The 25,337-nt window shown below is 25.7% G+C and carries 28 protein-coding genes; 27 read left to right on the plus strand and 1 reads right to left on the minus strand.

All coding sequences use genetic code 11. The features are described from left to right. The first annotated feature begins 15 nt into the window (after positions 1–15). The 17 genes from BN1711_RS04465 (at position 16) to BN1711_RS04540 (ending at position 16,205) form a co-directional block, all read left to right on the plus strand. Entirely contained in the window at positions 16–363 is a 348-nt protein-coding gene (locus tag BN1711_RS04465) for a DUF8042 domain-containing protein (RefSeq protein WP_050606984.1), read from the plus strand. 55 nt (positions 364–418) lie between these two features. Further along, positions 419–1,426: a UDP-N-acetylglucosamine 4,6-dehydratase (inverting) gene (gene pseB / locus BN1711_RS04470; RefSeq protein ID WP_050606985.1), complete on the plus strand. Its 1,008-nt coding sequence runs from the start codon at positions 419–421 to the stop codon at positions 1,424–1,426. Positions 1,427–1,446: 20 nt separating this feature from the next. Next, a complete protein-coding gene (locus BN1711_RS12200; RefSeq protein ID WP_082174055.1) occupies positions 1,447–2,934 on the plus strand; it encodes a methyltransferase domain-containing protein in 1,488 nt (495 codons plus the stop codon). Between the two features lie 59 nt (positions 2,935–2,993). Beyond that, positions 2,994–4,028: a hypothetical protein gene (locus tag BN1711_RS04480; RefSeq protein ID WP_050606986.1), complete on the plus strand. Its 1,035-nt coding sequence runs from the start codon at positions 2,994–2,996 to the stop codon at positions 4,026–4,028. Between the two features lie 26 nt (positions 4,029–4,054). Then, entirely contained in the window at positions 4,055–5,200 is a 1,146-nt protein-coding gene (locus BN1711_RS04485) for an ATP-grasp domain-containing protein (protein ID WP_129582124.1), read from the plus strand. A gap of 87 nt (positions 5,201–5,287) precedes the next feature. Then, positions 5,288–6,724, plus strand: a complete 1,437-nt coding sequence (locus BN1711_RS04490; protein WP_050606988.1) for an alkaline phosphatase family protein — start codon at positions 5,288–5,290, stop codon at positions 6,722–6,724. Between the two features lie 137 nt (positions 6,725–6,861). Then, on the plus strand, positions 6,862–7,911 hold the full coding sequence (locus BN1711_RS04495) for a DegT/DnrJ/EryC1/StrS family aminotransferase (RefSeq protein WP_050606989.1): 1,050 nt from the start codon (positions 6,862–6,864) through the stop codon (positions 7,909–7,911). Between the two features lie 64 nt (positions 7,912–7,975). Further along, positions 7,976–8,956, plus strand: a complete 981-nt coding sequence (pseG, locus tag BN1711_RS04500) for a UDP-2,4-diacetamido-2,4,6-trideoxy-beta-L-altropyranose hydrolase (protein ID WP_050606990.1) — start codon at positions 7,976–7,978, stop codon at positions 8,954–8,956. Beyond that, positions 8,953–9,684 carry a cytidylyltransferase domain-containing protein gene (locus BN1711_RS04505; RefSeq protein WP_050606991.1) on the plus strand — a complete coding sequence of 244 codons (732 nt, stop codon included), beginning with the start codon at positions 8,953–8,955 and terminating at the stop codon, positions 9,682–9,684. Before pseG ends, BN1711_RS04505 begins: the two co-directional genes overlap by 4 nt. A gap of 207 nt (positions 9,685–9,891) precedes the next feature. Further along, positions 9,892–10,941 carry a pseudaminic acid synthase gene (pseI, locus tag BN1711_RS04510; RefSeq protein WP_050606992.1) on the plus strand — a complete coding sequence of 350 codons (1,050 nt, stop codon included), beginning with the start codon at positions 9,892–9,894 and terminating at the stop codon, positions 10,939–10,941. After that, positions 10,941–12,044 carry a DUF2920 family protein gene (locus BN1711_RS04515; protein ID WP_050606993.1) on the plus strand — a complete coding sequence of 368 codons (1,104 nt, stop codon included), beginning with the start codon at positions 10,941–10,943 and terminating at the stop codon, positions 12,042–12,044. The genes pseI and BN1711_RS04515 overlap by 1 nt, the downstream gene beginning before the upstream one ends. A gap of 83 nt (positions 12,045–12,127) precedes the next feature. Further along, positions 12,128–13,342 carry a flagellin lysine-N-methylase gene (gene fliB / locus BN1711_RS04520; RefSeq protein ID WP_050606994.1) on the plus strand — a complete coding sequence of 405 codons (1,215 nt, stop codon included), beginning with the start codon at positions 12,128–12,130 and terminating at the stop codon, positions 13,340–13,342. Between the two features lie 75 nt (positions 13,343–13,417). Continuing rightward, positions 13,418–13,903: a DUF8042 domain-containing protein gene (locus tag BN1711_RS04525; RefSeq protein WP_050606995.1), complete on the plus strand. Its 486-nt coding sequence runs from the start codon at positions 13,418–13,420 to the stop codon at positions 13,901–13,903. Positions 13,904–13,932: 29 nt separating this feature from the next. Further along, positions 13,933–14,109 (plus strand): YjfB family protein, encoded by a 177-nt coding sequence (locus BN1711_RS12205; protein ID WP_082174056.1) that lies wholly within the window; start codon positions 13,933–13,935, stop codon positions 14,107–14,109. Between the two features lie 333 nt (positions 14,110–14,442). Next, the gene (locus BN1711_RS04530; RefSeq protein ID WP_050606996.1) at positions 14,443–15,261 is read left to right on the plus strand and encodes a flagellin N-terminal helical domain-containing protein; all 819 of its coding nucleotides are present in this window, start codon (positions 14,443–14,445) and stop codon (positions 15,259–15,261) included. Between the two features lie 135 nt (positions 15,262–15,396). Next, entirely contained in the window at positions 15,397–15,957 is a 561-nt protein-coding gene (locus BN1711_RS04535; protein ID WP_050606997.1) for a sigma-70 family RNA polymerase sigma factor, read from the plus strand. A 62-nt stretch (positions 15,958–16,019) separates the two neighbouring features. Continuing rightward, positions 16,020–16,205: a hypothetical protein gene (locus BN1711_RS04540; protein ID WP_050606998.1), complete on the plus strand. Its 186-nt coding sequence runs from the start codon at positions 16,020–16,022 to the stop codon at positions 16,203–16,205. A 31-nt stretch (positions 16,206–16,236) separates the two neighbouring features. Here BN1711_RS04540 and BN1711_RS04545 read toward each other — a convergent pair whose 3' ends face one another. Continuing rightward, positions 16,237–17,115, minus strand: coding sequence for an FUSC family protein (locus tag BN1711_RS04545; protein ID WP_050606999.1), 879 nt, complete (start codon positions 17,113–17,115; stop codon positions 16,237–16,239). Between the two features lie 165 nt (positions 17,116–17,280). Here BN1711_RS04545 and cls point away from each other — a divergent pair, with 165 nt between their 5' ends. From cls to fliE, 10 genes are all read left to right on the plus strand, one after another. Continuing rightward, complete coding sequence (gene cls, locus BN1711_RS04550) at positions 17,281–18,711, plus strand: cardiolipin synthase (protein ID WP_050607000.1); 1,431 nt, start codon at positions 17,281–17,283, stop codon at positions 18,709–18,711. Positions 18,712–18,898: 187 nt separating this feature from the next. Next, positions 18,899–19,192: a hypothetical protein gene (locus tag BN1711_RS04555; protein ID WP_129582172.1), complete on the plus strand. Its 294-nt coding sequence runs from the start codon at positions 18,899–18,901 to the stop codon at positions 19,190–19,192. Positions 19,193–19,288: 96 nt separating this feature from the next. After that, positions 19,289–19,630, plus strand: a complete 342-nt coding sequence (locus BN1711_RS04560) for a hypothetical protein (protein ID WP_243128194.1) — start codon at positions 19,289–19,291, stop codon at positions 19,628–19,630. 119 nt (positions 19,631–19,749) lie between these two features. After that, positions 19,750–20,946: an argininosuccinate synthase gene (locus BN1711_RS04565; RefSeq protein ID WP_050607002.1), complete on the plus strand. Its 1,197-nt coding sequence runs from the start codon at positions 19,750–19,752 to the stop codon at positions 20,944–20,946. Between the two features lie 13 nt (positions 20,947–20,959). Next, on the plus strand, positions 20,960–22,288 hold the full coding sequence (argH, locus tag BN1711_RS04570) for an argininosuccinate lyase (RefSeq protein ID WP_050607003.1): 1,329 nt from the start codon (positions 20,960–20,962) through the stop codon (positions 22,286–22,288). 126 nt (positions 22,289–22,414) lie between these two features. Continuing rightward, positions 22,415–22,783, plus strand: a complete 369-nt coding sequence (locus BN1711_RS04575; protein WP_050607004.1) for a DUF8042 domain-containing protein — start codon at positions 22,415–22,417, stop codon at positions 22,781–22,783. A 144-nt stretch (positions 22,784–22,927) separates the two neighbouring features. After that, positions 22,928–23,755, plus strand: a complete 828-nt coding sequence (locus BN1711_RS04580) for a flagellin (protein WP_050607005.1) — start codon at positions 22,928–22,930, stop codon at positions 23,753–23,755. Positions 23,756–24,155: 400 nt separating this feature from the next. Then, complete coding sequence (gene flgB, locus BN1711_RS04585) at positions 24,156–24,557, plus strand: flagellar basal body rod protein FlgB (protein ID WP_050607006.1); 402 nt, start codon at positions 24,156–24,158, stop codon at positions 24,555–24,557. Positions 24,558–24,577: 20 nt separating this feature from the next. Next, positions 24,578–25,012, plus strand: a complete 435-nt coding sequence (flgC, locus tag BN1711_RS04590; protein ID WP_050607007.1) for a flagellar basal body rod protein FlgC — start codon at positions 24,578–24,580, stop codon at positions 25,010–25,012. Positions 25,013–25,023: 11 nt separating this feature from the next. Beyond that, positions 25,024–25,323 (plus strand): flagellar hook-basal body complex protein FliE, encoded by a 300-nt coding sequence (gene fliE / locus BN1711_RS04595; RefSeq protein ID WP_050607008.1) that lies wholly within the window; start codon positions 25,024–25,026, stop codon positions 25,321–25,323. Positions 25,324–25,337 lie beyond the last annotated feature (14 nt).

The following is a 25,337-nucleotide window of genomic DNA, read 5'->3' on the forward strand; positions in this document are numbered from 1 at the left end:
TTGGGAGGAAAAATAATGAGTAAAAAAATGGAGGCTTTAATAACAGCTAATGAATATATGGAAAATTTAAAAAAAGGGATAAATACATTAATAGAATACATTCAATTAGAAGAAGAAAATAGAGCTTTTTCTTTAATTCCAAGCATATCTGAAGGAATAGGTTGGATTATGGAAGTTATTAATTTAACTTCTGATATTCAAAAAGAGCCTATAGATATATCAATTATGGATGAGAAGCTAGAAGAAATAGTGCAAGCTATTGAAAATGAGGATTATGTGTTAATAGGGGATTTATTTAACTATGAGATACTTCCAATCTTGAATGATGTACATGCTAAAATAAAAAATATAATATTAAATTAATAAAAATATAAGACAATTTTATTATAAAAAAAAATTGCTGAAACAGGTGATAAATATGTTAAATAATAAATCTGTACTAATAACTGGAGGAACAGGATCTTTCGGTAAAAAATTCACTGAAATGATTTTAGATAGATATGATGTAAAAAAGATAATAATATATTCAAGAGATGAATTTAAACAAGATTTAATGAAAAAGGAATTTTCTATAACCTATCCTAATAAGGTACATAAATTAAGATTTTTTATAGGGGACGTTAGGGATAAGGATAGATTATATAGAGCTTTTAATGGAGTAGATTATATAATTCATGCGGCAGCTATGAAACAAGTGCCAGCTTGTGAATATAATCCTTTTGAGGCTATAAAGACTAACATTCATGGTGCACAAAACGTAATAGATGTAGCTTTAGATAGAGGTGTAAAAAAAGTTGTAGCATTATCTACAGATAAATCAGTAAATCCTATAAATTTATATGGAGGAACAAAATTAGTCTCTGATAAATTATTTATAGCTGCAAATGCTTATTCAGGTGAGGATGGAACTATATTTTCAGTAGTTAGATATGGAAATGTAGCAGGCAGTAGAGGCTCTGTTATTCCATTTTTTAAATCACTAATTGAAAAAGGATATGATGAACTTCCTATAACAGATTTTAGAATGACTAGATTTTGGATTACTTTGGAAGAAGGCGTAGAATTAGTATTTAAAGCATTAGGAGAATCTAAGGGAGGAGAAACGTATATATCTAAAATTCCTTCATTTAAAATAACAGATTTAGCTGAAGCAATGATGCCAAATTGTAAGTTGAAAGAGGTTGGAATTAGAGAGGGAGAAAAACTCCATGAAGTAATGGTTACGAAAGATGATTCAAGATATACTTATGAATATGAAGGCCATTATATAGTATATCCTCATTTTGACTGGTGGAATTCTCAAAAGTATTTAACACCAGGAGGAGCTTTGATAGAAGAAGGTTTTGAATATAATTCTGGAGCTAATAATGAATGGTTATCAATAGAACAATTAAAAGAAGAAATAAATAAATTACAATTATTTTAGTGATTAAGGAGTTGCTATAGTTGAAAGCTATTATATTAAATGCAGGTAAAGATAATATATTAAATGATAGGCCAAAATGTTTGCTGGAGATAGAAGGTAATTCAATATTAGAGATGCAAATAAATATTCTGTATACTTGTGGTATAAATGATATATCAGTTGTTAGAGGATATGAAAAAAATAAAATAGATATACCAGGAATTAAATATTACGATAATGATGATTATAAGAACACAAATGTATTAAATTCATTATTTTGTGCTAGGGAGGAATTAAATGATGATACTTTAATCTTATATGGAGACATATTATTTGATGAAGATGTAATACTTAGAATGTTAGATTCTAAAGCGGACATATCTATTGGAGTAAAATTGAATATAGATGATTATTTAAATATTAATGATTGTAGTATAGAAAATAAGGAAATGTTAATATTTGATGGGCAAAATAATGTAGAGAAAATAGGAAAAGGATTATCAGATATACGTAATAACAATTATGGATTATTTACAGGAATGATAAAATGTACCCAAAGGGGAACATATATTCTAAAAAATAATTATGATAGAATAAGTGAAGTTCAGGAATCTCATAATTACTTAAATAAAATAGATTTAAAAAATATTTGGATAACAGATTTATTAAATGAATTATGCAAGATGGGTATAGATCTAAAATGTGTTATTATAGAAAAAAACTGGGCGGAAATAGATACGTTAGAAGATTACAATAGAATTAAAAAAGATTCATTATTTATAAATAAGCTAATTAAGGTAAAAACAGATTGGAAGGAAAGAGCTAAAACCTATGATAATATAAGATGGGTAAATAGAAATGAAACATTAGATCAAATGGTAGAGTTTGCAGGTGATGTAAATAATAAAAAAATTTTGGACGTAGGTACAGGTACGGGAAAAGTTTTAAAAACTTTATATAATAAGTATCCAGAAGGTAATTATTATGGAATAGATGTGAGTGCTGGTATGATGAGCAAAATAGATGCTTCACTAGGTTTTAATCTTTCACAAAGTAAAGTTGAGGATTTAAGTTTATTTGAAGATAATTCTTTTGATGTTGTAACAGCCAGAATGATTCTTCATCATTCGGAAGATTTAAATAAAGCTTTTAGAGAAGTAAAAAGAATTTTAAAACCAGGTGGTAAATTTATTGTATGTGAAGGAACGCCTCCAGATAGATATAGTGTTAAATTTTATGAAGAAATGTTTAAATATAAGGAAAATAGACATACATTTTTATTGGATGACTTAACTAATTTATTTGTAAATGCTGATTTCAAAGATATATTCTCTAGAACTATAGTTTTAAATGATATGAGTTTAAATAACTGGTTAAATAATGCGGGAGTTCCTTTTAGAAACTTAGATATAATAAGAAAAATGCATTTTGAATGCGATAAACTAGTTAAACAAGCTTATGATATGAAAATAGTAGAAGATGATATCATTATGAATTGGAAGTTCGCAGTTGTTTATGGAATAAAGTAGAGTTTATCTTATATTTTTTAATAAAAATAAAAGGAAATTACTTGTAAGGAGAAAACAATATGGAATGCTATTTGTATAATTTTGAAAAGGATAGAGAATTAGTTGATTTCTTAAATAATAATGGGATAAATCAGCAACATTTTTTAAACAAAAGACTTTATGATGATATGCATAATTTTAATTATTTTTATATTGTATGTAAAGATAATAAAGATATACAAGGGGTGATGCCTTTTATTTTATATAAGAATTGTTTAGGAAATATTATCCATTCTATGCCGTTTATTGGTTACGGTGGAATTGCAAGTGTTAATAATAAGGAAGCAGTATTTAAGTCCATTAAAAATTTTTTAATGGACTTCTCACAAAAATATGATGTTAAACTTATGACTATATGTACACCGCCTTTTAAAAATTATGAGTATGATTTATATAAGAGGATTTTTGAACCAAGTTTTGAAAGAAAAAATTTTTATCAGTATTTAGATTTAAAAGAAGATATATTTAAAAATATGAAGTCTAAATTCAGAGGAAATTTAAGACGTAATATAAATAAATGTAGAAAATACGGAGTTGAGTTAATAGAGAGTTGCGATTTAGAATATTTAAGAGATTGGTACGATAATGTATATGTAAAAAGATTAACAGAAACTCATTGTGCTATATATCCTTATTCAGTATTTGAAACTATTGTAAAATATTATAGTAGGGATAAATTTAAAATGTTTTATACGATTTTAGAAGATAAAATAATAGGTGGTGGATTATACTTAAACCAAGGAATATCAGTAGATAATTTTATGAGAGTTGTAGATGGGGAATATATGTATACACAGGCTGGAACTTATTTGGATTATGCTAGTATAGAGTACGCATTAGAATTGGAAGTTGAGTATTACAATTGGCAATCTTGTGATGAAGTTGGTTCTAGTATATTTAAATATAAGGAAGATTGGGGTTCTGGTTTAGATTATCATTATTATTTAACTAGTATAGTTAGTAATATAGATAAACTTAGAGGCACTAGTTTAGATTTAATAAAAAAAGAATACAAGGGAATATATGTAATGCCTTATGAACAGTTTATCAAATAGACTTTTGTTGGAGGATTATTTTGGTTATGAGAAATATTATGATATTAGGAGCAAGTGAAACTCAAATACCTTTTATAAAGATTGCTAAGGAAAAAGGGTATGGCGTAATTATTACAGATATAGACAAGAATGCACCTGGATTAAAGTATGGAGATGTAGCTATAAATATTAGTGGAGAAAATAAGGAAAAGATATTGGAGTACGCTAGAAAGTTTAATATAGAAGGTATAATAACAAAAACGGAAAGGCTTTTAGCTACAGTAGCTTATGTAAATGAAAAATTAAATTTGAGAGGAATAAGATCCAAGGCTGCACGTGCTTCTATAGATAAAGTCTTTTTACGAAAATGTATGAGAGAGAACGGAATTGATATATGTAAGAGTTATCAGGTAGAGTCATTAGAAGATGTTAAAGCTATATCAAATAAATTAAGCTATCCGGTAGTTATGAAACCTATTGATGGAGGTGGGAGTAGAGGGGTAGTTAGGATAAATTCTAAAAATGAACTAGAAAAAAATTTTGATTATTGTATGACATATAGTAGGGAGAAAAAGCTTATAATAGAGGATTTTATAGATGGAAAGGCATGTTCAGTAGAACTTATAACGCAAAATGGACATACTCATGTGATTGCAGTATCTGAAGGCATAACTAGTGGATCTCCTTATTTTGTTGAAACACAGCATTTAATTCCTGCAAACTTTAGTATTAATATTTTAAAACAAATAGAGGATATGTGTATAAAAACTTTAAAGGCTGTCGAAGTGGACAATGCAGTATCTTTTTTTGATATGAGGATTACTAAAAATGGACCTATTGTTATAGAAATAGCAGCTAGGTTTGCAGGAGATTATATATGCACTGATTTAATTAAATTAGCAACAGGAATAGATATGTATGAAAGTCTTATAAACATAGTTATGGGAGAAGAAGTAAGTCATAAAAATAAATTTAACAAATATGCAGTAGTTAAATTTATAACTAAATTTAATTATGAAAATGCAATAAAAAATCATAAAAGTATTATACAAGATGATAATTATGTTAAGCATGAATATTATAATAGAACCAATGTATCTGGACTTTTTAATTCTTCAGATAGATTAGGATATTATATATTTAATGCAGAAAATAGAGAGTCCTTATTAAAAAGTTTAAGTTTAATAGATTAAAAGTTTAGTAAGGAACTCACTCAACATGTAAATTAATATAATTGAGTATCTAATTATTTATAAGGATAGTGAAGAGAGGTAGATTAAATGAAATTAATGATTTTTGCTATTGATGCATTACCACCAGATGTACTTTTTAATAATATAAATGAATATCCTAATATAAAAAAATTAAAAGAAAATGGGATGTATTGTCAGTATGATAGCTATACTTATGGATATGGATCAAGGGATAATTGGGTTTCTTTGTATACAGGATTAACACCTCAACAACATGGAGTTATTAATAATCAGTATAAAGATGAAAAAAGATATCCCAATATGAATGATTATAAGGAGAGAGAACCTTTTTGGAAAATGCTTAATAAACAGGGTTTAAAAGTTGGAATGATAAAGGGACTAGCCACTACTCCTCCAGATAATATTGATGGTTATATGATAAGTGGTGAAATAAATTATGATGCTGATGCAGAAATAATAGATGAGTACTACTCTCTAAATCCAGTTGTTACTAATAAAGATAGATATATATTAAAGTATATTAATACAAATTTAGAGAAACAACCTGTTCCTAGGTCAGAAGAATACTTTGGATATAGATGGAATGAAATAAAGGAAAGTCCTCAACTGTTAAATGGAATTTTGAAGGATGATTATTTTCACGAGGCTGTTGAATATTTAAAAAGTAATTTAGAATATTACAAAAAAGATATTATAAATTTACAAGATAATAGTCCTGTGGATGTATGTTTTTTTTATACGCAATTAATTGACTATATAAGTCATTTTCAATCTCATGATTTAGAAAAAAAGGAAATAAAAAAAGCCATAAAGATAATTGATGAATTTATAGGAATGGTTATATCTAAGATTAACCCAGATAATGTTTTGATATTGTCGGATCACGGAATAAAAGGGTGGCAAGAAAGTTTAGGAAATTCACCGGTAAAATTACAACGTGAAATGTTTGGATTAAGAGATAGTGCCATTTGGCTTGAGAATGGAGCTATTATAATTAAGGCTAGAAATAAGGGATTTTTATCAGCCTGCCATGATATAAAAGGAACATTTATTATTAGTGGCAAGGATATAAAAACTGGGAAAGTTAAGGATATGAGAACGATTGATTTTTATCCAACTTTATTAGAAATGTTTGATGTTAAAATTCCTTCTCACAGAAAAGGATTTGTTTTAGATGTATTTAAAAATAAAAAAATAGTTAATGAAGATAAATTTATTACAAATAGTGGTAACAATACTATAAATATAGGTATAATTCAGAACATAGATATACCTGCTTTTAATAAAGTAGTTAATGAGGTGTTTTTAAATAATCGTTTTTGTAATATAAAAGTTTTAGGAGAAGAGAAATATAAGGAAACTTTTTTATATAATCCTAGAATAGATGAATTTATAGGTATTAAAAATAAAAAAATAAATAAGCATGACTTACAAAATTTTGATAAGGTTATATTACCATATAAAAATTCATTAACGGGAGAAGTAAACTTTTATGAAGTTTAATAAGATTTATTAATGTTTAAATATAATAAAGAACTCTATGCACTAATATTTAAATTGAATGCACAAATTATTTTGTGCATTCTTTATTAATTATTTTGTATATATACTATAAAAATAAATAAGAATGGTGGATTATAATGAATAAGCTTGAAGAATGTTTAACTGAGAAATTTAATAAAAAATATTGTGTTTTTACTGGAAGTGGTACGACTTCTATATATTTAATTTTAAAAGCTTTAAACTTAAATCATAAAAAGATAGTATATCCCGCTATAACATGTATGACTCCAGTTAATGCAGCTATTTATGCCGGATATGCTCCTGAGTTTTGTGATGTAAATTTAGAAGATTATACTATGGATATAGAATCGCTAAAATCTATTATAGATAATGAGGATATAGGAATTATAGTACCTACCCATATTTATGGACATAGATGTGATATGAAGTCTATATATGAAATAGTTAGAGATAAAAATATTTTTATTTTAGAGGATTCAGCACAAAGTTATTATTTTAGTGGATATTCAGATGCATCTATCATAAGTTTTGGTAATACTAAGTTATTACAATGTAATAATGGAGGAGGAGCTATATTTACTGATGATGTAAAATTATATAATAACATTTTAAAATATAAAAAAGATTTACCCAGAAAACCGTTTGATATTGAAAATAAATTTAATTTATATAGAGATAGTTATTATGGTATTGTTAGGAATTATAAAGGTAAAGAATTTAATATTCATATGAAACAATTGCAGTTAGATAGTAGAGAAACTTTTATATATGATTTAGTATTTAATGAAGCTTTGTTGGATGTCATAAATGAATTAGAAAATATAATAGATAAAAGAAAAGAGAGACGAAACTTATATGATAAGTATCTTATAAAGAAAAATTTATATTTACCTAAATTAGAAGAAAATGAAGGTTTATGGAGATATACTTTTTTATACAAGGGAAATAGAGAAAAATTATTATTACAAGCTAGAAAGCAAGGTGTAGACATAAGTAATTGGTATATAAATTTGAGCAAAATACACAGTGATAATCAGAGAATTTTAAAAAATGCCGATATTGTAGAAAATGAAGTTGTAAATTTATGGATTGAAGATAAAAAAAAGATTGAAGATATAAAGAAAGATATAAAAATTATAAATGACATAATTATTAATAATAGATAACTATACTAAATTTGTATACAAACACTTAGTAAATAAATATTTAAATAAAGATAAGGAGTTTAATATGAATATTTGCATTAGATCAGATGGTGGTTCTCAAATAGGTATGGGACATATAATGAGAACTATGGTCATAGCACATGAATTAAAGAAAAAACATAATGTATTTTTTCTTTGTAGAGTAGATAGTCCATTAACCAATAAATATAAACCAGGTATAGATATTCTAAGAAGAAATGGATTTGAAGTTAAATATATAAGAGAAAATGCTGTAAAAGATGAAATATATAAAATAAATGCAGACTGTATAATTACGGATAGTTATGATGTAGATGAGGAGTATTTTAATATAATTAAGAAAAAATTTAAGATTAGTGGTTGTTTTGATGATGAAAAATGTTGTGAGTATTTTAATGTAGATTTTTTAATTAATCAAAATTCTTATGCTACAACCTTAAATTATAAGGTTAATAATGATACAAATCTTATGTTAGGAACTGAATTTGTTATATTAAGAGATGAATTTAGAAATATTAAATACACAAAACAAATAAAACCTAATATAGAGGATATTATGATAACAGTAGGCGGAAGTGACGATAATAATTTAACAGAAAAAATTATTAATCATTTAAAAGAATTTAATTATAATTTACATGTTGTTATAGGTTCTGGATTTAATAAAATAGAAGAATTGAAAAAATATAGTAGTAGTAAAATTAAATTATATTTTAATGCTAATATGAGTAAATTAATGAAAATTTGTGATATATGTATATCTTCATGTGGAACCACAATATTTGAATTAGCTAGAATGGGTGTTCCATCTATAGGGATTGTAGTAGCTGAAAATCAAGTATTAGCAGCAGAAACTATGGATAGATTAGGAATCATAAAATTTTCCGAAATAGAGAATTTAAAAAGTGCAATAAATATGTTAAGCTATGATAAAAGAATTATGTTAAGTAAAAGTGCAAGTGAGTTAGTAGATGGTAATGGAATATATAGAATAATTAAATTAATAGAGGAGAGGTTTAATTTATGAATTTATTAATAATACAAGCTCATATGGGATCTACACGTCTGCCAGGCAAAATAATGAAGAACATATGTGGCAAAGAAGTTTTATTACATGTATATGAAAGATGTAAAAGAGCTAATACAATAGATGAAATAATAATAGCTACAAGTAAAAATAAAGAAAATGATTTGATTGAGGAATTTTGCAATAAAAACAATATAGAATGTTTTAGAGGATCAGAAAATAATGTATTAGATAGATATTATGAATGTTGTAAACTCTATAAGCCCAATATTGATATAGTTGTTAGAGTTACTTCAGATTGTCCATTATTAGAACCTAAATTAATTGATTTTTGGGTGCAAAACTTATATAAAGATAAATTAGAATTTGTAGAAGAGGAAAAAGAAATTTTTACAGGGTTTGGATTAGATGTATTTACATTTGAGGCTTTGTGTAAAATGAAAGAATGTGCAGTAACAGATAAACAAAAGGAACATGTTGTTGGATACTATTATGATAATAAGGATAATTTTACACATAAGGTTTATCCATTAAAAGATGAATTAAAATATTTATATAGAAATTATAGACTAACTTTGGATACTAGAGAAGATTTAGAACTTATCAAAGTTATATATGAGAAATTTTATAATAATAATTATGTTGATTTGAGAGAAGTTATTAATTATATAGATAATAATAAGGAAATTCTAGATATTAATAAATTTATAAATCAAAAACAATATTAAGAAATGACATAAAAAGGTATAGAATAAAAGTATTAAATGCTTATATAAATGTATACTGGGGAAGGATACGTTAAAAGTATTTAAGAATAATTTATATAATATTGTAGACAAAGGAATTAATAAAATATATAGATGCTTCCTTAAAGAAAAAAAATATTTATACGATATAAGGTATAATTAATAATGATTTAAGAAGGTGATAAAAAGATGAATAAGTCTTTTATGATGAATAATAATAAAATAATGTATAATGATGAAACCTTTATAATAGCAGAAATGTCTGCTAATCATTTACAAGATTATGATAGAGCAGTTGAAATTATAAAAAAAGCTAAATGGGCTGGTGCAGATGCTATTAAACTTCAGACATATACCCCAGATACTATAACCTTAGATTGTGATAATGAATATTTTCAAATAAAGCAAGGTACTATTTGGGATGGAACTACTTTACATAAACTTTATCAAACAGCATATACTCCATGGGAGTGGCAACCAAAATTAAAAAAGGTGGCAGAAGAGGAAGGATTAATATTTTTTTCATCACCTTTTGATTACACTTCTGTAGATTTTTTAGAGGAGATGAAAGTTCCAGCTTATAAGATAGCATCTTTTGAAATAAATGATATTCCTTTTATAGAATATATAGCGTCAAAGGGAAAACCTATAATAATGTCTACGGGAATAGCACGTCTCGGGGATATTCAAGAAGCCATTAATGCTTGCAAAAGAATGGGAAATGAAAATATAGCATTGTTAAAATGCACTTCATCTTATCCAGCACCTTTCAATTCAATAAATTTAAATACTATACCTAATATGAAGGAAACTTTTAAAACTATAGTAGGAATATCTGATCATACCATAGGACATACAGTAGCGTTAGGTGCAGTAGCATTAGGTGCTAAAATAGTAGAAAAACATTTAACATTAAGAAGATCAGATGGAGGAGCTGATTCTAAATTTTCTATGGAACCAGAAGAATTTAAATATATGGTGGATTGTATAAGAAATTTAGAAAAGGCTTTGGGAACAGTTACTTACGATTTAACAGAGAAACAAAAAAAATCAAGAGAACATTCAAGAAGTTTATTTGTAGTGAAGGATATTAAAAAGGGAGAAATATTTACTAATGATAATGTAAAAAGTATAAGACCAGGGTTTGGACTGGAAACAAAATATATAAATGATGTATTAGGAAAAAAGGCACAATTTGATATAGAAAAGGGTACGCCTGTTAATTGGGAGATGATTTAATGTCAAAGGACTATACGGTGACAATACCAGGTCATCCTAGTGTATATAAAGAGTTACCTAGAGAATTGAATATATATTTTTCTGAACCACAAAGTGGAGTTAATGAGGAGACAGGTATTTTATTATTTATTGCTGGATTTGGTGGTAATGCAACCTCTAATGTATATAAAAAGATGAGAAAGAATTTTGCGGATAAATATAATCTAATTACGGTTCAATGTGATTATTTTGGATGGCAATATATGCAAGGAGCTGAAGATTTAAGTTTTAATCTTAATAAAGATAAAATTAAAACCATATTAAGTAATAAGGATTTTATTAAATTAGAAAGTGATAATTTAAACCAGGAACAGTTTTTTAATATAATTAAGGATTATCATATATCAATAGAGGCTAATGCTAATTTGAAAGAAAACTTAGAAGATTTTAATGATATGGGGATAATGCAAGCCATAGATAATATAAATGCTGTTTTAGTAGTAATGGCTATACTTGAAGATAATAATTTAAAATTTAATAAAAATAAATTAATTGTATATGGAAATTCTCATGGGGCATATTTATCATATATGTGTAATGCTTTTGCGCCTAGCCTATTTTCATTAATAATAGATAATTCGGCATGGATACATCCAAAATATTTATATAATGATAGAATTTTAATGTCATCCATTGGTAAATGTAATTTTGATATTAAATTTAAGTATTTAGCATCGTCTTTAAATTTAGATAAGGAAATATTGGATTTGAATAAATTATATGCTAAGTTTGATAATAATTGTAATATTATATGTTTTCATGGTACTACAGATAATTTAATAAGTAATACAGATAAATTTAAATTTTGTAGCAATATAAAAAGATGTGTATATAATGAAATATCAGAAGATAAGGTTGACGGAGTTATATTTAAGTCTACTAATCATGGATTAGATGCAGATTTTATTAAGTTATTTGACGTAGTGGAAGAAAAATATGAACAACTATTAGTTAAGGAAGAATTTGATTTATATAATATAACATATGAAACTAATAATTTTATATATAATATAGATTATTCTTTAGGGGTACCTAATATTTCCATTTATAAAAATAATAAATAATATAAAATAATAATTTTTGATACTAAATCTATATTTCAATTATTAAATAATCGATGATTTTAATTTTACGGGAGAATTAAAATATGAAAAATAAAATAATGTTAACGCCTACATATACGGAAGGGTTTGAGTGTATAGGAAGTAAATGTGAAGATACTTGTTGTAGAGGATGGCATATTTATTTAGATAAAAAAATATATAAATTGTATAATAAGTTAGATGTTAAAAAACTTAATGTTAAAGTAGATAAAGTAATAAAAAGAAATAGAAAATGTAAATCTGATTGGGACTATGGAGAAATAATTTTAGATAAAAATAGGAGATGTCCATTTTTATCTAAAGAAAATTTATGTGGCATATATACAAATTTTGGACAAGATAAGATGTCAGAAGTATGTTCTATTTATCCAAGAAAATATAATAAAATAGACCATATTATTGAAAAAACATTGACTTTATCTTGTCCGGAGGTGGCAAAACGAGTTTTATTAAATAAGAATTCTATGGAATTTAATGAAATTGAGTGTACTGAAGAAGTAAGGAATATTAATGTATCAATCAATACTCAGATATCTGGGGAATATTTAAGTAAGTATTTTTGGAATTTAAGAATATTTACTATAAATCTTTTGCAAAATAGAAATTATTCCATAGACGATAGATTAATTATTTTAGGTATGTTTTACAATGAAATACAAGATACATTAGATAAAAACAATTTTTCTAATATCTTAACTATAATTGAAAAATATGAGGAGAGAATATTATCAAGTATATATAAGGAAGTTTTAACTAAAATAAAAGGTGATGAAAGAATAAAAATTATATTTTTACAACAACTTATAGGAGCTAAAATAAATATAGATGAGAGTAGTAAAGAATTTATTGACTTACATAATAATAGTATTAAATCTTTAGATTATAATAAATTAAATGGAACTAGTAATTATAATAAGTGTTATGAAATTTATTATAAGCCATTTTTTAAAGATAGAGAATATATATTAGAAAATTATTTGGTTAATTATGTGTTTGCGAATGTTTTTCCTTTAGGTAAGAATAAAGTTTTTGAAGATTATAGTATGCTTATAACATATTATTCCATTATAAAAATTTATTTAGTTGGATTATCATCATATTATAAAGAAGATTTTTCAGATCAAGAAGTTGTAAATTTTATACAAAAGTTTTATAGATTTGTAATGCATGATTCAGGATATAATTCTTGGATTTTAGATACTTTAAAAAGCAATAATATAAACAATATGGCACACATGGCTTTGTTTATAAGAGATTAATTATTGAGTGTATAAAGTGTATATATACTTTAAATTTTTATATGATTAATAAATATATTTAATTAGGTGAAATATATGATTAAGTTTAATAGTGGAAAAAAAATATTAATAATTTTAACTCTAGTATTTGGTTGCATAAGCATAAGTTGTAATATTAATAATTTTAGCAAGGATATTAATTATATAAAATTTAATGTAATTAAAGAGAAGGAAAAGAATATAAACAAAAATGATGTGGATGGTAATATTGCTAATTTATGTTATACCATAGGGGAAGCAATAGATTATATTAAAAATAATTTATATAAGGAAAAATCATTAGAGCAAGTAAAAATTTTATTGAATGATTCTATAGTTGCATTATCCTCTATAGAAAATTCTATAAGTGGCTCTAATAAAAATCAATATAAAGAATTAATAATATATATTAAATCTATGAGGGATAACTTTATAAGATTAGATGAATCATTACAAAAAGATACAGATGATAGGAATAAAGAAAATCATATTTTAAATATCATAGAAAATGATTATAAAAATGTTATTAATTTATTAAAATAAAGATATTATTTAAGAAGAGAGGTAATTATATGGATATAGCAGCAATGTCTATGTCACTAAATCAATGGAAGTTAAGTGAGGTAGCAGCTTTGTCTGTAATGAAGATGACAATGAATTCTTCTAATGAAAATGCTGTTAGAATGACTGAAATGATGGAACAAGCACTAGATCCAAATTTAGGACAAAATTTAGATTTAAAAGCATAATTACAGACAGTTACTAATAAACAAGAACAAATATGTAAAATAAATTATTATATAATTATATTATAAGTATATAAACAAAGAATCCTAAATAGTAATATATTTTTATTATTTAGGATTCTTTTACTTACTATATAAATATATATTTTTAAAAAATAATTTAATTACTTTATTAATTTTATATACTATGTAGAAAATACAACAGATTCAAAGGATAATACTATAAAAACTAGTGAATTATATATTTTCTATAATATTAAGTAAAAAACAATAAAGCATATTAGTATCTTTACGATAATAAAATAGATTATTTTATAAAAGAAGGAGGTGTTATAAGTGCTTATAAATAATGTGAATGTTTTGAATTCTTTTAATAAAATTGTGAAAAATAAGAAAAAAACTGAAGGACTTATAGAAAAAGTAAGTTCAGGTAAAAGAATAAATAGAGCCGCTGATGATGCATCAGGGCTATGTATATCTGAAAGTTTTAAAGCTCAAGTGAGAGGATTATCTCAAGCTCAAAGGAATACTCAAGATGGAATATCATTATTACAAACCGTTGAGGGAGCTTTAGATGATATATCACAACATTTATATAAAATGAAAGAGTTAGCTGTAAAAGCAGCTAATGACACTTTAACGGATAAAGATAGGAAACTTGCAGATGAAGAGTTCCAAAACCTTAAGAATTCCATAGAGGATATTTCAGATAAAACTGAATTTAATAAAATAAAATTATTAAAAGAGAATAAAAGCTTAAATATACAAATAAAAGACTCACCATTTACAACCTATACTATTAATTTAAAGTCTTTAACAAGTAAGGATATAGGCATTGATGGAAGTTGTATAGATACTTTAGAGAATGCATCAAATTCTATAGAACATGTTAATAATGCTATAAATAAAGTTATAGAATATAGGGTAAATGTTGGAACAGATTATAATAATTTGTGTCATACATACAATGATTCTAGTAATGCAGAGGAGAACATTACATCGGCCTTATCTCGAATAGAGGATGAAGATATGGCTCTCTCTATAATGGGAATAGTTAAAGGAAATGTACTTATAGAATATAATAAGTCTATGGTGATAGGTGCTAGACAAAGCACAGAGTCCGTATCTACTTTATTAAGTAAGGGCATAAGTTAAACAGTGTTAAATTTTAACACTGTTTTTTTTATTGGACTTTTTATATCAAAATAGATAGAGGTATATCTTTAGTAACATAAATTCTTAAATTGCATATTTAATAATGAGGGGGGTAAAATAAGGGGGATTAAAAAAATGGACATTCAAAAGACGGTAAAGCGGGCAAAAGAAAATGATGAAGATGCTATAGAAAGCTTATTAAATAAATTTTATCCTTTTATATTAAAACAAGCCTCTAAAGTGTATCTCTCAGGATATTCTATGGAGGATTTAATTCAAATAGGATATTTATCTATTTTAAAATCTATCTACAAATATGATTTAAATAAGAATACTAATTTCGTATCTTATGTTACTAATGCAATAAGAAATAACTACTATTATTTAATAAGGAAACAAGCAAGAAATAATGAAATTATAAGTTTAAATGAAGAGGCACCTAAAAGTACTAATGAAATTATAGAACTGTTAGAGGCAGACATTGATATTGAGGAAGATATTTTAAAATTAGATGAAATAGATAGATTAAAACAGGCTTTAAATAAAATTTCTAAAGAAGATAGGGATTTTATTTTATATGTGTTTTCTAAAAATAGAGGGGCTTTAAAAGAATATTCAAAAGAAAAAGGTATAAATTATAATACCTGTAAAGCAAAAAAGAAAAAACTATTAAAAAAATTAAGGGACATGCTATAGATTTATAAAAATTAAAATAAAGGCAAAAATAGAAGTGTACTATAATATTTAGGAGGAAAAATATGAACGAATTACAAATGATGCATGTTGCCAATGTGTGTGATGGTTATGAAGCTATAGATGAAGGGTTTATATCAAATATTGGGAGCCATAATAGCAAAAGCTGTGTAAATTGCAAAAACTTAGTTAATGGAGAATGCATAAAGGATCTTTATGATAAAGTACTAACAAGCTTAGATCAAACTTAATGCGTAGGGTGGATAGTATCCACTCTACACTTTAAGTTTCTATATTATTAATGTTAGTTTTTAAAAGTTCTAAGTTAGCTATTATTTTAGATACATGATAGTTATAAACTATATTGATGTTATTTTCAATATAGTTATAATCTTCTTTTTCAATAGAAAATAAATTTTTTATTTTTTCGTAGTTTTGGGGATTTAATTCATAGAGTTTATCTATAGATTTTATAAAACATAGATTTGTATAAATTTCATTAAATATTTTTATTAGTTGTTTTATATGAGTTTCATCCAGCTGATTTTTCTTTACTATTTCTTTTGAATAGGCTGTAAAGTTAGCTTCTAAATTGCTTATTTGATTTTTTAACTTTGTTAAATCTATATTATCCATATTGTACATGATTTCCATTGATATTTTATAAATATAGTCTATGATTTTGTTACAGCTATTCTTTATTTGTTTTTCATAAGCAGGTGGTTTTATAAACATATTTACCAAAACAGATACAATAATTCCTATAAAAGTATCTAATGTTCTATGAATACTATAATAAAGGGGTGTCTTATCTGTAAGATTTATCATTATACCTATAAATACTATACAGGCTATGGTAATGGACTTATCCCATTTTAATAAATTACATATGTATATGACAATAATGATACCAAAACCGCACAAAAAAGCATTATTAGGAGATATTAAAGAAAAGCAAAGCCCTACAGTGGCTCCGGTTATAGTACCGAGCATTCTATTTCTTCCAGCTTTATATGAACCTGTAACAGAATTTTGCATTGATATTACGGCTGCAATGGCTGCATAAAAAGGTGAGTCCAATTTAAAAAAATTAGATATAAGTATAGAGACAGTGACGGCAATGGCAGTTTTTATATTTCTCATTCCTATGTTTTTTTTCATAGTATTCCTCTCCCATTTGTTATTATTATAAACATAATTATTATACAAAAATAACTAATAATGCTCAACTTTTATTTTGTACTTTAAAATACTTTTATACCTATTAATAATTGTATATAATATAAGTATCTTAATATAAATTTATATGTATAGGAGGAGGCTTTATTGTTACTTAAAACAGTTTTATCAGCATTTTTTATAATTAACATAATAATATCTATTATAGTAATTATATTAGAAAGAAAAAAACCAGAAAAAACTATTGCTTGGCTTCTAGTATTTGTTATAGTTCCTCCTTTAGGTTTATTCTTATATATTTTTTTAGGAAGAAACTGGAAGAAGAATAAACTTCATGAAAAAACTAGTATAGAGATAGAAGAACTTATACAAGAATCTATGTCAAAAATAAAAAAAACTAGATATAGTTCCTTAATTGAACTTTTATCTAAAAATAGTGAGTCACCTTTATTTAAAGATAACTCTATTAAAATATTTAAAGATGGTAGTGAAAAATTTGAAATTTTAAAAAAGGAATTAATGAAAGCAGAGCATCATATACATTTAGAATATTATATAGTAAAAAGTGATGGAATAGGAGAAGAGATAAAGGATATTTTAATTGAAAAGGTTAAAGAGGGAGTTCAAGTAAGATTTATTATAGATAGGGTGGGTTCTATTGGTATAAAAAAATCTTATATAAGAGATCTTATAGAAAATGGTGTGGATGTAGTACAATATTCTTATTTTTTAGCTCCTTTTTTGAAGCTCATTAATACTCAGATAAATTATAGAAATCATAGAAAGATAGCTGTGATAGATGGAAAAACAGGATTTTTAGGAGGTATAAATATAGGGGATGAGTATCTTGGAAAGAGTAAATTTGGATATTGGAGAGATACTCATATTATGGTCAAAGGAGATTTTGTTATGGGACTCCAAGCAGTGTTTATGGATGATTTTGCTACTATAAAGGAGGCAAATAAGGAGTTCTTTTATTATGGTGAAGATTTTAGTGATTATTTTCCTAAACCTGATGATTGTAATAAAAAATTAATGCAACTTGTAAAAAGTGGTCCAGATTCTCAATTTCAAGCTATAATGCAAGCAGTTTTTAAAATGATAAACTTAGCTAAAGACCATATATACATAACTACTCCCTATTTTGTACCTAATGATAGCATAATGAACGCTCTTAAAATAGCTTCTTTGGGAGGGGTAGATGTTAGAATATTATTTCCAGGAAAATATGATCATTTGGTAGTATATTACGCATCTAAAACTTATTTAGAGGAACTTTCAAACTATGGAATAAAAATTTATTTTTATGAAGATAAATCATTTATACATGCAAAAACCATGATGGTAGATGGAGAAATAGCTACAGTAGGGACAGCTAATATGGATATAAGAAGTTTTGAATTGAATTATGAGATAAACGCAGTCATATATGATGAAGAAACTACAGAACAATTGGAATATATTTTTTTTGAAGATTTAAAAAGAAGTAGACGAATATATAGAGAAGACTTTATAAACAAACCAATGCGTACTCGTATAAATGAAGGAGTAGCTAGAGTTTTCTCTGCTTTACTATAAAATTTTATGTATTCATAAAGTTTTTTGTAATTACGTCGTAATATATTAAGTAATGGTTAGTGCTAATAGTAATAGTAACTATATATATGTTATAATCAAAGTATAATTTAGTTGTGTTGTAGGGTGGTGTAACAGGGTGGATAATGATGAAAAAAAAGTTTTAATAGAAATTAAGTTTCTTAAAAAAATGTTTACAGAGTTAAAGGAAATTCAGGCTTTAAGCGGAGAAAGACTTATTCAACAAAAAACAGAAACTCTTATAAAGTATTTAGAAAATTTACTTAATGAAAAAGAGGACTTACCTTTTGAAGATGTAATATATAAAAAAATGAAAGAAGTAAAGTTTAAAGATCCAGAACTAAATTCAAAGCTTTATATACTATATAGAAAGTTAAGTGACGGTAAAATATCTGAAGAAGATGCTAGAATATTATATGATGTATATATTAAAACTCAAATATATGATAAAATGATATATTAGTAATATCTATAAATACCCCCAAATGGTCAATGATTTATTGACTTGGGGTATTTTTATAGATTATTTATTATAAAGTTTTAATAAAGGGGTGGTATTTTGGGTGAAGAAGAATTCATAGAATTAGATAAAAAAACTATGGAAAAGATATTATTTGATTTAAAAGAAATAAGAATAATATGTTCAGATAAAAAAATTAAGGAAAGAATACAATCTATTATAGAGTTTGCTCAAAGCGAAATTTATTCTCAAATGGAACCTTCTCTTAAAGAGTTAATATATAACAAAATGAAAGAAACTAAGAAGAATAATCCAGATTTAAGTAGTAAATTATATATTTTATATAGAAATTTAATTGATGAAAAAATATCTGAAGAAGATGCAAAAAAAGTATATGAATCTTATATTGTTATGGATGGATTTGAAAAAATAGTATGGTAAAAAACCTTTGTATATTGCAAAGGTTTTTTTATTTTTAAAATAATAAAAAAATATTGAATAAATATAATATTTATTGTATAATTATTAAAAAATTACATAAATACAGGGGGAAGATTAATATGGAAAATAAAGTGGTACTTGCTTATTCAGGTGGATTAGATACCTCTATTATAATTCCTTGGCTTAAGCAACATTATAAATTAGAAGTTATAGCTGTTTGTGTAGATGTAGGTCAGGGCGATGACATGAAATATGTAAGAGATAAAGCTTTGAAATCCGGTGCATCTAAGATATATATAGAGGATGTCAAGGAGGAATTTGTAATTGAGTATTTATACAAAGCTATAAAAACGGAAGCTTTGTATGAAGATGACTATATGCTAGGAACTTCCCTTGCAAGACCCTTAATGGCTAAAAAACTTGTGGATATAGCCCATAAAGAAAATGCTTTATATATTTGTCATGGTTGTACAGGAAAAGGAAATGATCAAGTGCGTTTTGAAGTAGGGATACATGCATTAGATCCTAGCATAAAAATAATAGCTCCTTGGAGAATATGGAATATAAAATCTAGAGAAGATGCTATTGACTATGCTATGAAAATGGGGGTAGATGTTCCTGTAACTAAAGAAAAGATTTATTCAAGGGATAAAAATATTTGGCACGTAAGTCACGAAGGTGGAGATTTGGAGAATCTAAAAAATGAGCATAAGGAAGAAATGTATTTAATGGTGACTCCACCAGAAAAGACGAAAAATAAAAGTACCTATATAGACATTTATTTTGAAAAGGGAGTTCCAGTAAAGATAAATAATGAGAAAATGTCTCCTGTTAAAATTATAGAAAAATTAAATACTATAGGTGGAGAAAATGGTATAGGTATAAAAGACATAGTAGAAAATAGGTTAGTAGGTATAAAATCTAGAGGAGTATATGAAACTCCAGCAGGAACCATTTTATATGAAGCTCATAAAAAATTAGAAACAGTAACTTTAGATAAATATAGTTATGAGTATAAAAAAATAATAGCTAAAAGATATGGAGAGCTTGTATATAACGGTTTATGGTTTACTTCACTAAGAGAAGCTATAGATGTTTTTGTAGATAAAACTCAAGAAAATGTAACAGGAAATGTTAAGCTTAAATTATATAAAGGAAACATAAAGTGTGCAGGTGTTGATAGTCAGTATGCTTTATATGATGAGGATATTTCTTCTTTTGGATATAGTGAACTTTATGATCATAAAGATGCAGAAGGATTTATAAATTTATATTCTCTACCATGTAAAATAAAAGCTTTAAAAAATTCTAAATAGAAAGGAGTGTAATATGAAACTTTGGGGAGGGCGTTTTAAAGAAGAAGAAAGCAAACTTATGGAGGATTTTAATAGTTCTTTAAGGTTTGATAAAAAATTATATTATGAAGATATAAAAGGTAGTATATCTCATATAAGAATGCTTTGTAGTTGTAACATAATCAGTGATAAAGAAAGAGATAAAATAATAAGTGGACTTTTAAGTATATTAGAGGATATAGAAAAAGGTAATTTAAAAATTCAAGGAGACTATGAAGATATTCATAGTTTCGTAGAAATTAATTTAATTAAAAGAATAGGAGAAGTAGGTAAAAAACTTCACACAGGAAGAAGTAGAAATGATCAAGTAGCATTAGATATGAGGCTTTATTGTAAATATCACAGTAGGGAAGTTGTAGATGCCCTTAAAAATCTTATAGATACCATTGTAATGGTAGGAGATAAAAATAATTATATTATGCCAGGATATACACATCTTCAAAAGGCACAAGTAGTTACTTTTAGATATCATTTAAAAGCTTATGAAAGTATGTTTAAAAGAGATATAAAAAGAATTCTAAACTCTATTTCTATAATGGATGAAAGTCCATTAGGTTGCGGTGCTTTAGCTGGAACTACTTATAATTTAGATAGAAATTTTACGGCTTTAGATTTAGAATTTAAAAGACCAATAGATAATTTTTTAGATGGTGTAAGCGATAGAGACTATATAATAGAGCTTATAAGTAATTTTTCTATAATAATGATGCATTTAAGTAGGCTTTCAGAAGAACTTATTTTATGGAGCAGTAATGAGTTTAATTTTATAGAATTAGGAGATGGATTTTCAACGGGTAGTAGTATAATGCCACAAAAGAAGAATCCGGATGGAGCAGAACTTATCAGAGGAAAAACTGGAAGGGTATATGGAGATTTAGTAAGTATTTTAACTGTTATGAAAGCAATACCTTTAGCCTATAATAAAGATATGCAAGAAGATAAAGAACCTTTCTTTGATGCTTTAAATACAGTTTTAAGTTGTATTAATATAATGGAAGGTATTATAGGTACTTTAAGAGTAAAAAAAGAAAATCTTACAAAGGCTGTAAAAAAAGGTTTTTTAAATGCTACAGAATGTGCAGATTATTTAGTAAATAAGGGAATGACTTTTAGAGATGCCCATAAAGTTATAGGAGAAATAGTTATATTTTGTGAAGAAAAAAATTGTGCTATAGAAGATTTGAAATTAGAAGAATTTAGAACATTCACTTTCCTGTTTTCAAAAGATGTATATGAATTTATAGATTATAAAAAATCTTTAAACAAAGGTATAAAAAAAGAAATGAATTTGCAGAAGTATTAGATTAAAATTCATAGTTAATTTTTTAAAATTAGCTATGAATTTGTTAATTTATTAAATTATGTGCATTTATATTTTTTTTATGTTAAAATATATTTTATATATTTGATTTTAAGGAGATTTTGTAAAATGAATGACTACATAGATGTTATAAAGAAAACTATACAACTTTCTAGTACTTTAAAAGACGGTATAGAGTATATAAGAGAAGGATTAATCTTTAAGGAATATGATGAAGTAGAGAAGGTTATAGAAGATACAATTACTGCTGTTGTAGTTATTGAGAAAGCCTTAAATCCAGTACTTTTAGAAATAAAGGGTGAAAAAATTAAAAAATCTTTAGAAGACTTACGAAAAAATTTGAATTCTTTAGAGGAGAGCTTTAATGCGGGGAATACGGATGAATCTTTTAATATTATACAACGAAAACTTTTTCCGATGTATAATGTTTTAGAGGATTCTTTAAATAGAGATTTAAAAAAATACACTTATTGTTAATAATTTATTAAAAGCCTAAAGGCTTTTTTTGTTTGTAAAGATAATATTTGAAATTAAAGAATATAGAGATTGAACCGATAAATTTATTATAGAATTATGTTGCATAATAGCAAATTTTAATATGATATACTGGAGGGAATTGTTATGAGATTAAGTCATAATCTTGCTTCCTTGAATGTATTTAGAGCTTATTCTAGGGCATTAGAGGAACAAAGTGTAGCTTTTGATAAAATTACTAGTGGATATAAGGTTAGAAATGCAAAAGATGATCCTAATATTATTGCACAAAGCGAAAAAACAAGAATTGATATAAGAAGTATTCAAATGGCAAGGAGAAATGCTCAAGATGCAGTTAGTATGCTTCAAACTGTAGAGGGAGGAATCGAAAGCATTACAAGTATGATCCAAAGAATTAGAGAACTTGCAATTAAAGCTGGTGATGGTTCAATCAGTAAAGAAGATAAACAAATTATAGTAAATGAAATAGATGAAATGGTTAAAGGAATTAATGATACAGCTAAAAATACAGATTTTAATACAGTAAAGGTATTAAATGAGGAATATAAAAAACAAGTTCCAATAGGAAATAAGGCAGGGGAAACTGTAGAAATGAATTTTAAAGATATGTCTGCAGATGGTTTAGGATTAACAAAAATAAGTGAAAGAATAGAAAATGGAGATATAGGTATAGCGTTAGAAAATATAGATAAAGCTTTAGAGGGAGTTCTATCTACTAGAAGTAAATATGGTGCGTTAGAAAATAGATTTGAAAATGTAATGGATAATTTAGATGAAATTACTTTTAGAATGGAAAATGCAGATAGTAACTTAAGAGATGCAGATATAGCAGAAGAGATGATGATCTATGTAAAAGATGATGTGCTTATCCAATCGTCTATGAGTATAATGCAGCAGACTAATAATTTTCCTATGGATGTTTTAAAGATATTAGAAAACATTAGCGGAAGATAATAATTAAAGCACTCATTAGAGAGTTAAAATAAAAATGTATAGTCTATTTTTATTTTCTAATGATGTGTTTTTTATTTTTTTTTTTTATTTTTTTAAAGTTTTATAATTTGATTTAAAAATACAATAGAAGTAAAAATATTTATAGCAAATCTCACATTAAAAGGTAGTAAAAGGAAAAGAACTAGTATATAATGAAAAAGGATATAATATATAGTCAAATTTAATTATTGTTATAATTATAAGTTAAATTTAATTAAAATAGTGATTTAAGGTTTAAAAATCATATGTACAAATTAGTGTTTTTAATGTAAAATAGAATTAAATTTAAGAAATTTTTCATAAATTTATATTTTTAACATATATTTTTAAGTCAAAATAACTTTAGGCAGGAGTTGATACTATGACAATAAATAGTATGTCACCAGAACAAAGAACGTATTATTTACTAAAAAAGAGCATGGATGCTTCTTCTTATAGAAGTAAAGTTATTTCAAATAATACATCAAATTTTAATACACCAGGATATAAAAGGCATTATGTTACTTTTGAGGATTCTTTAAATAATTCTATGGATAATTTATCTATGAAAATTACTAAAGGTCAACATATTAATGATGGAATATCTTACGGTGAAATAAAAGAAGAAGTAGATAGGACAAGTAGTATGAGAACAGATGGAAATAATGTAGATTTAGATCATGAAATGGTGAATAAATCTTCGAATGCTCTTATGTATAGTGCTTTAATTACACAAGCTAATAATAAATTGTCAACTACAAAATATGTAATTAATGGTAGATAACCTAAGAAGGAGGGAAAAAAATGATAGGTGCTTTTAATACTATGAGAATTAGTGCAAGTGGATTATCAGCAGAAAGATTGAGAATGGATACCATTGCTTCTAATATGGCCAACCATTTGACTACAAGAACAGAAAATGGGGGACCTTACAGAAGAAAAGTAGCGTTATTTGAAGAAAATTTAAATAGACAATTCGACAGTAAATTAGGAAAAAGTAAAGATGAGGTAATAGGGGTGAAAGCTGTGGGTGTAGTTGAGGATCAATCCCCTTTTAGAAGGGTTTACAACCCATCTCATCCAGATGCAGATAGGGAAGGTTATGTTTCTATGCCTAATGTAAATGTCTTAAATGAGATGGCGGAAATGATGACTTCTATGCGTACATATGAAGCTAATGTTACTGCTTTAAGCGCAGAAAAGACAATGTTTAGTAAAGCTTTAGAAATTGGTAGATAGGGGAGAATATTATGAGGATTAATGGATTTGTTCCAGATACTAAAGTGTTTGAAACATTTAATAAAGATAAGGATTTAAACAAAAATTTAAATAGTGGGTTTTCTGAAATAATAAAAGGAAAATTAAACGAAGTAAATAATGCTCAAATAAAAGCTAATGAGTCTACAGAGGCTTTTATAAAGGGTGATGAGAAAAATATACATAATGTGATGTTAAATGCGGAAGAAGCTAAAATGTCTATGGAACTTGCAGTACAAGTTAGAAATAAATTGGTAGAAGCTTATCAGGAACTAAATAGAATGCAGTTATAGTAAGGGGAGCTCAA

Source organism: Clostridium niameyense (genome assembly GCF_001243045.1).
In the GTDB taxonomy this organism is placed as follows: Bacteria; Bacillota; Clostridia; order Clostridiales; family Clostridiaceae; genus Clostridium_F; species Clostridium_F niameyense.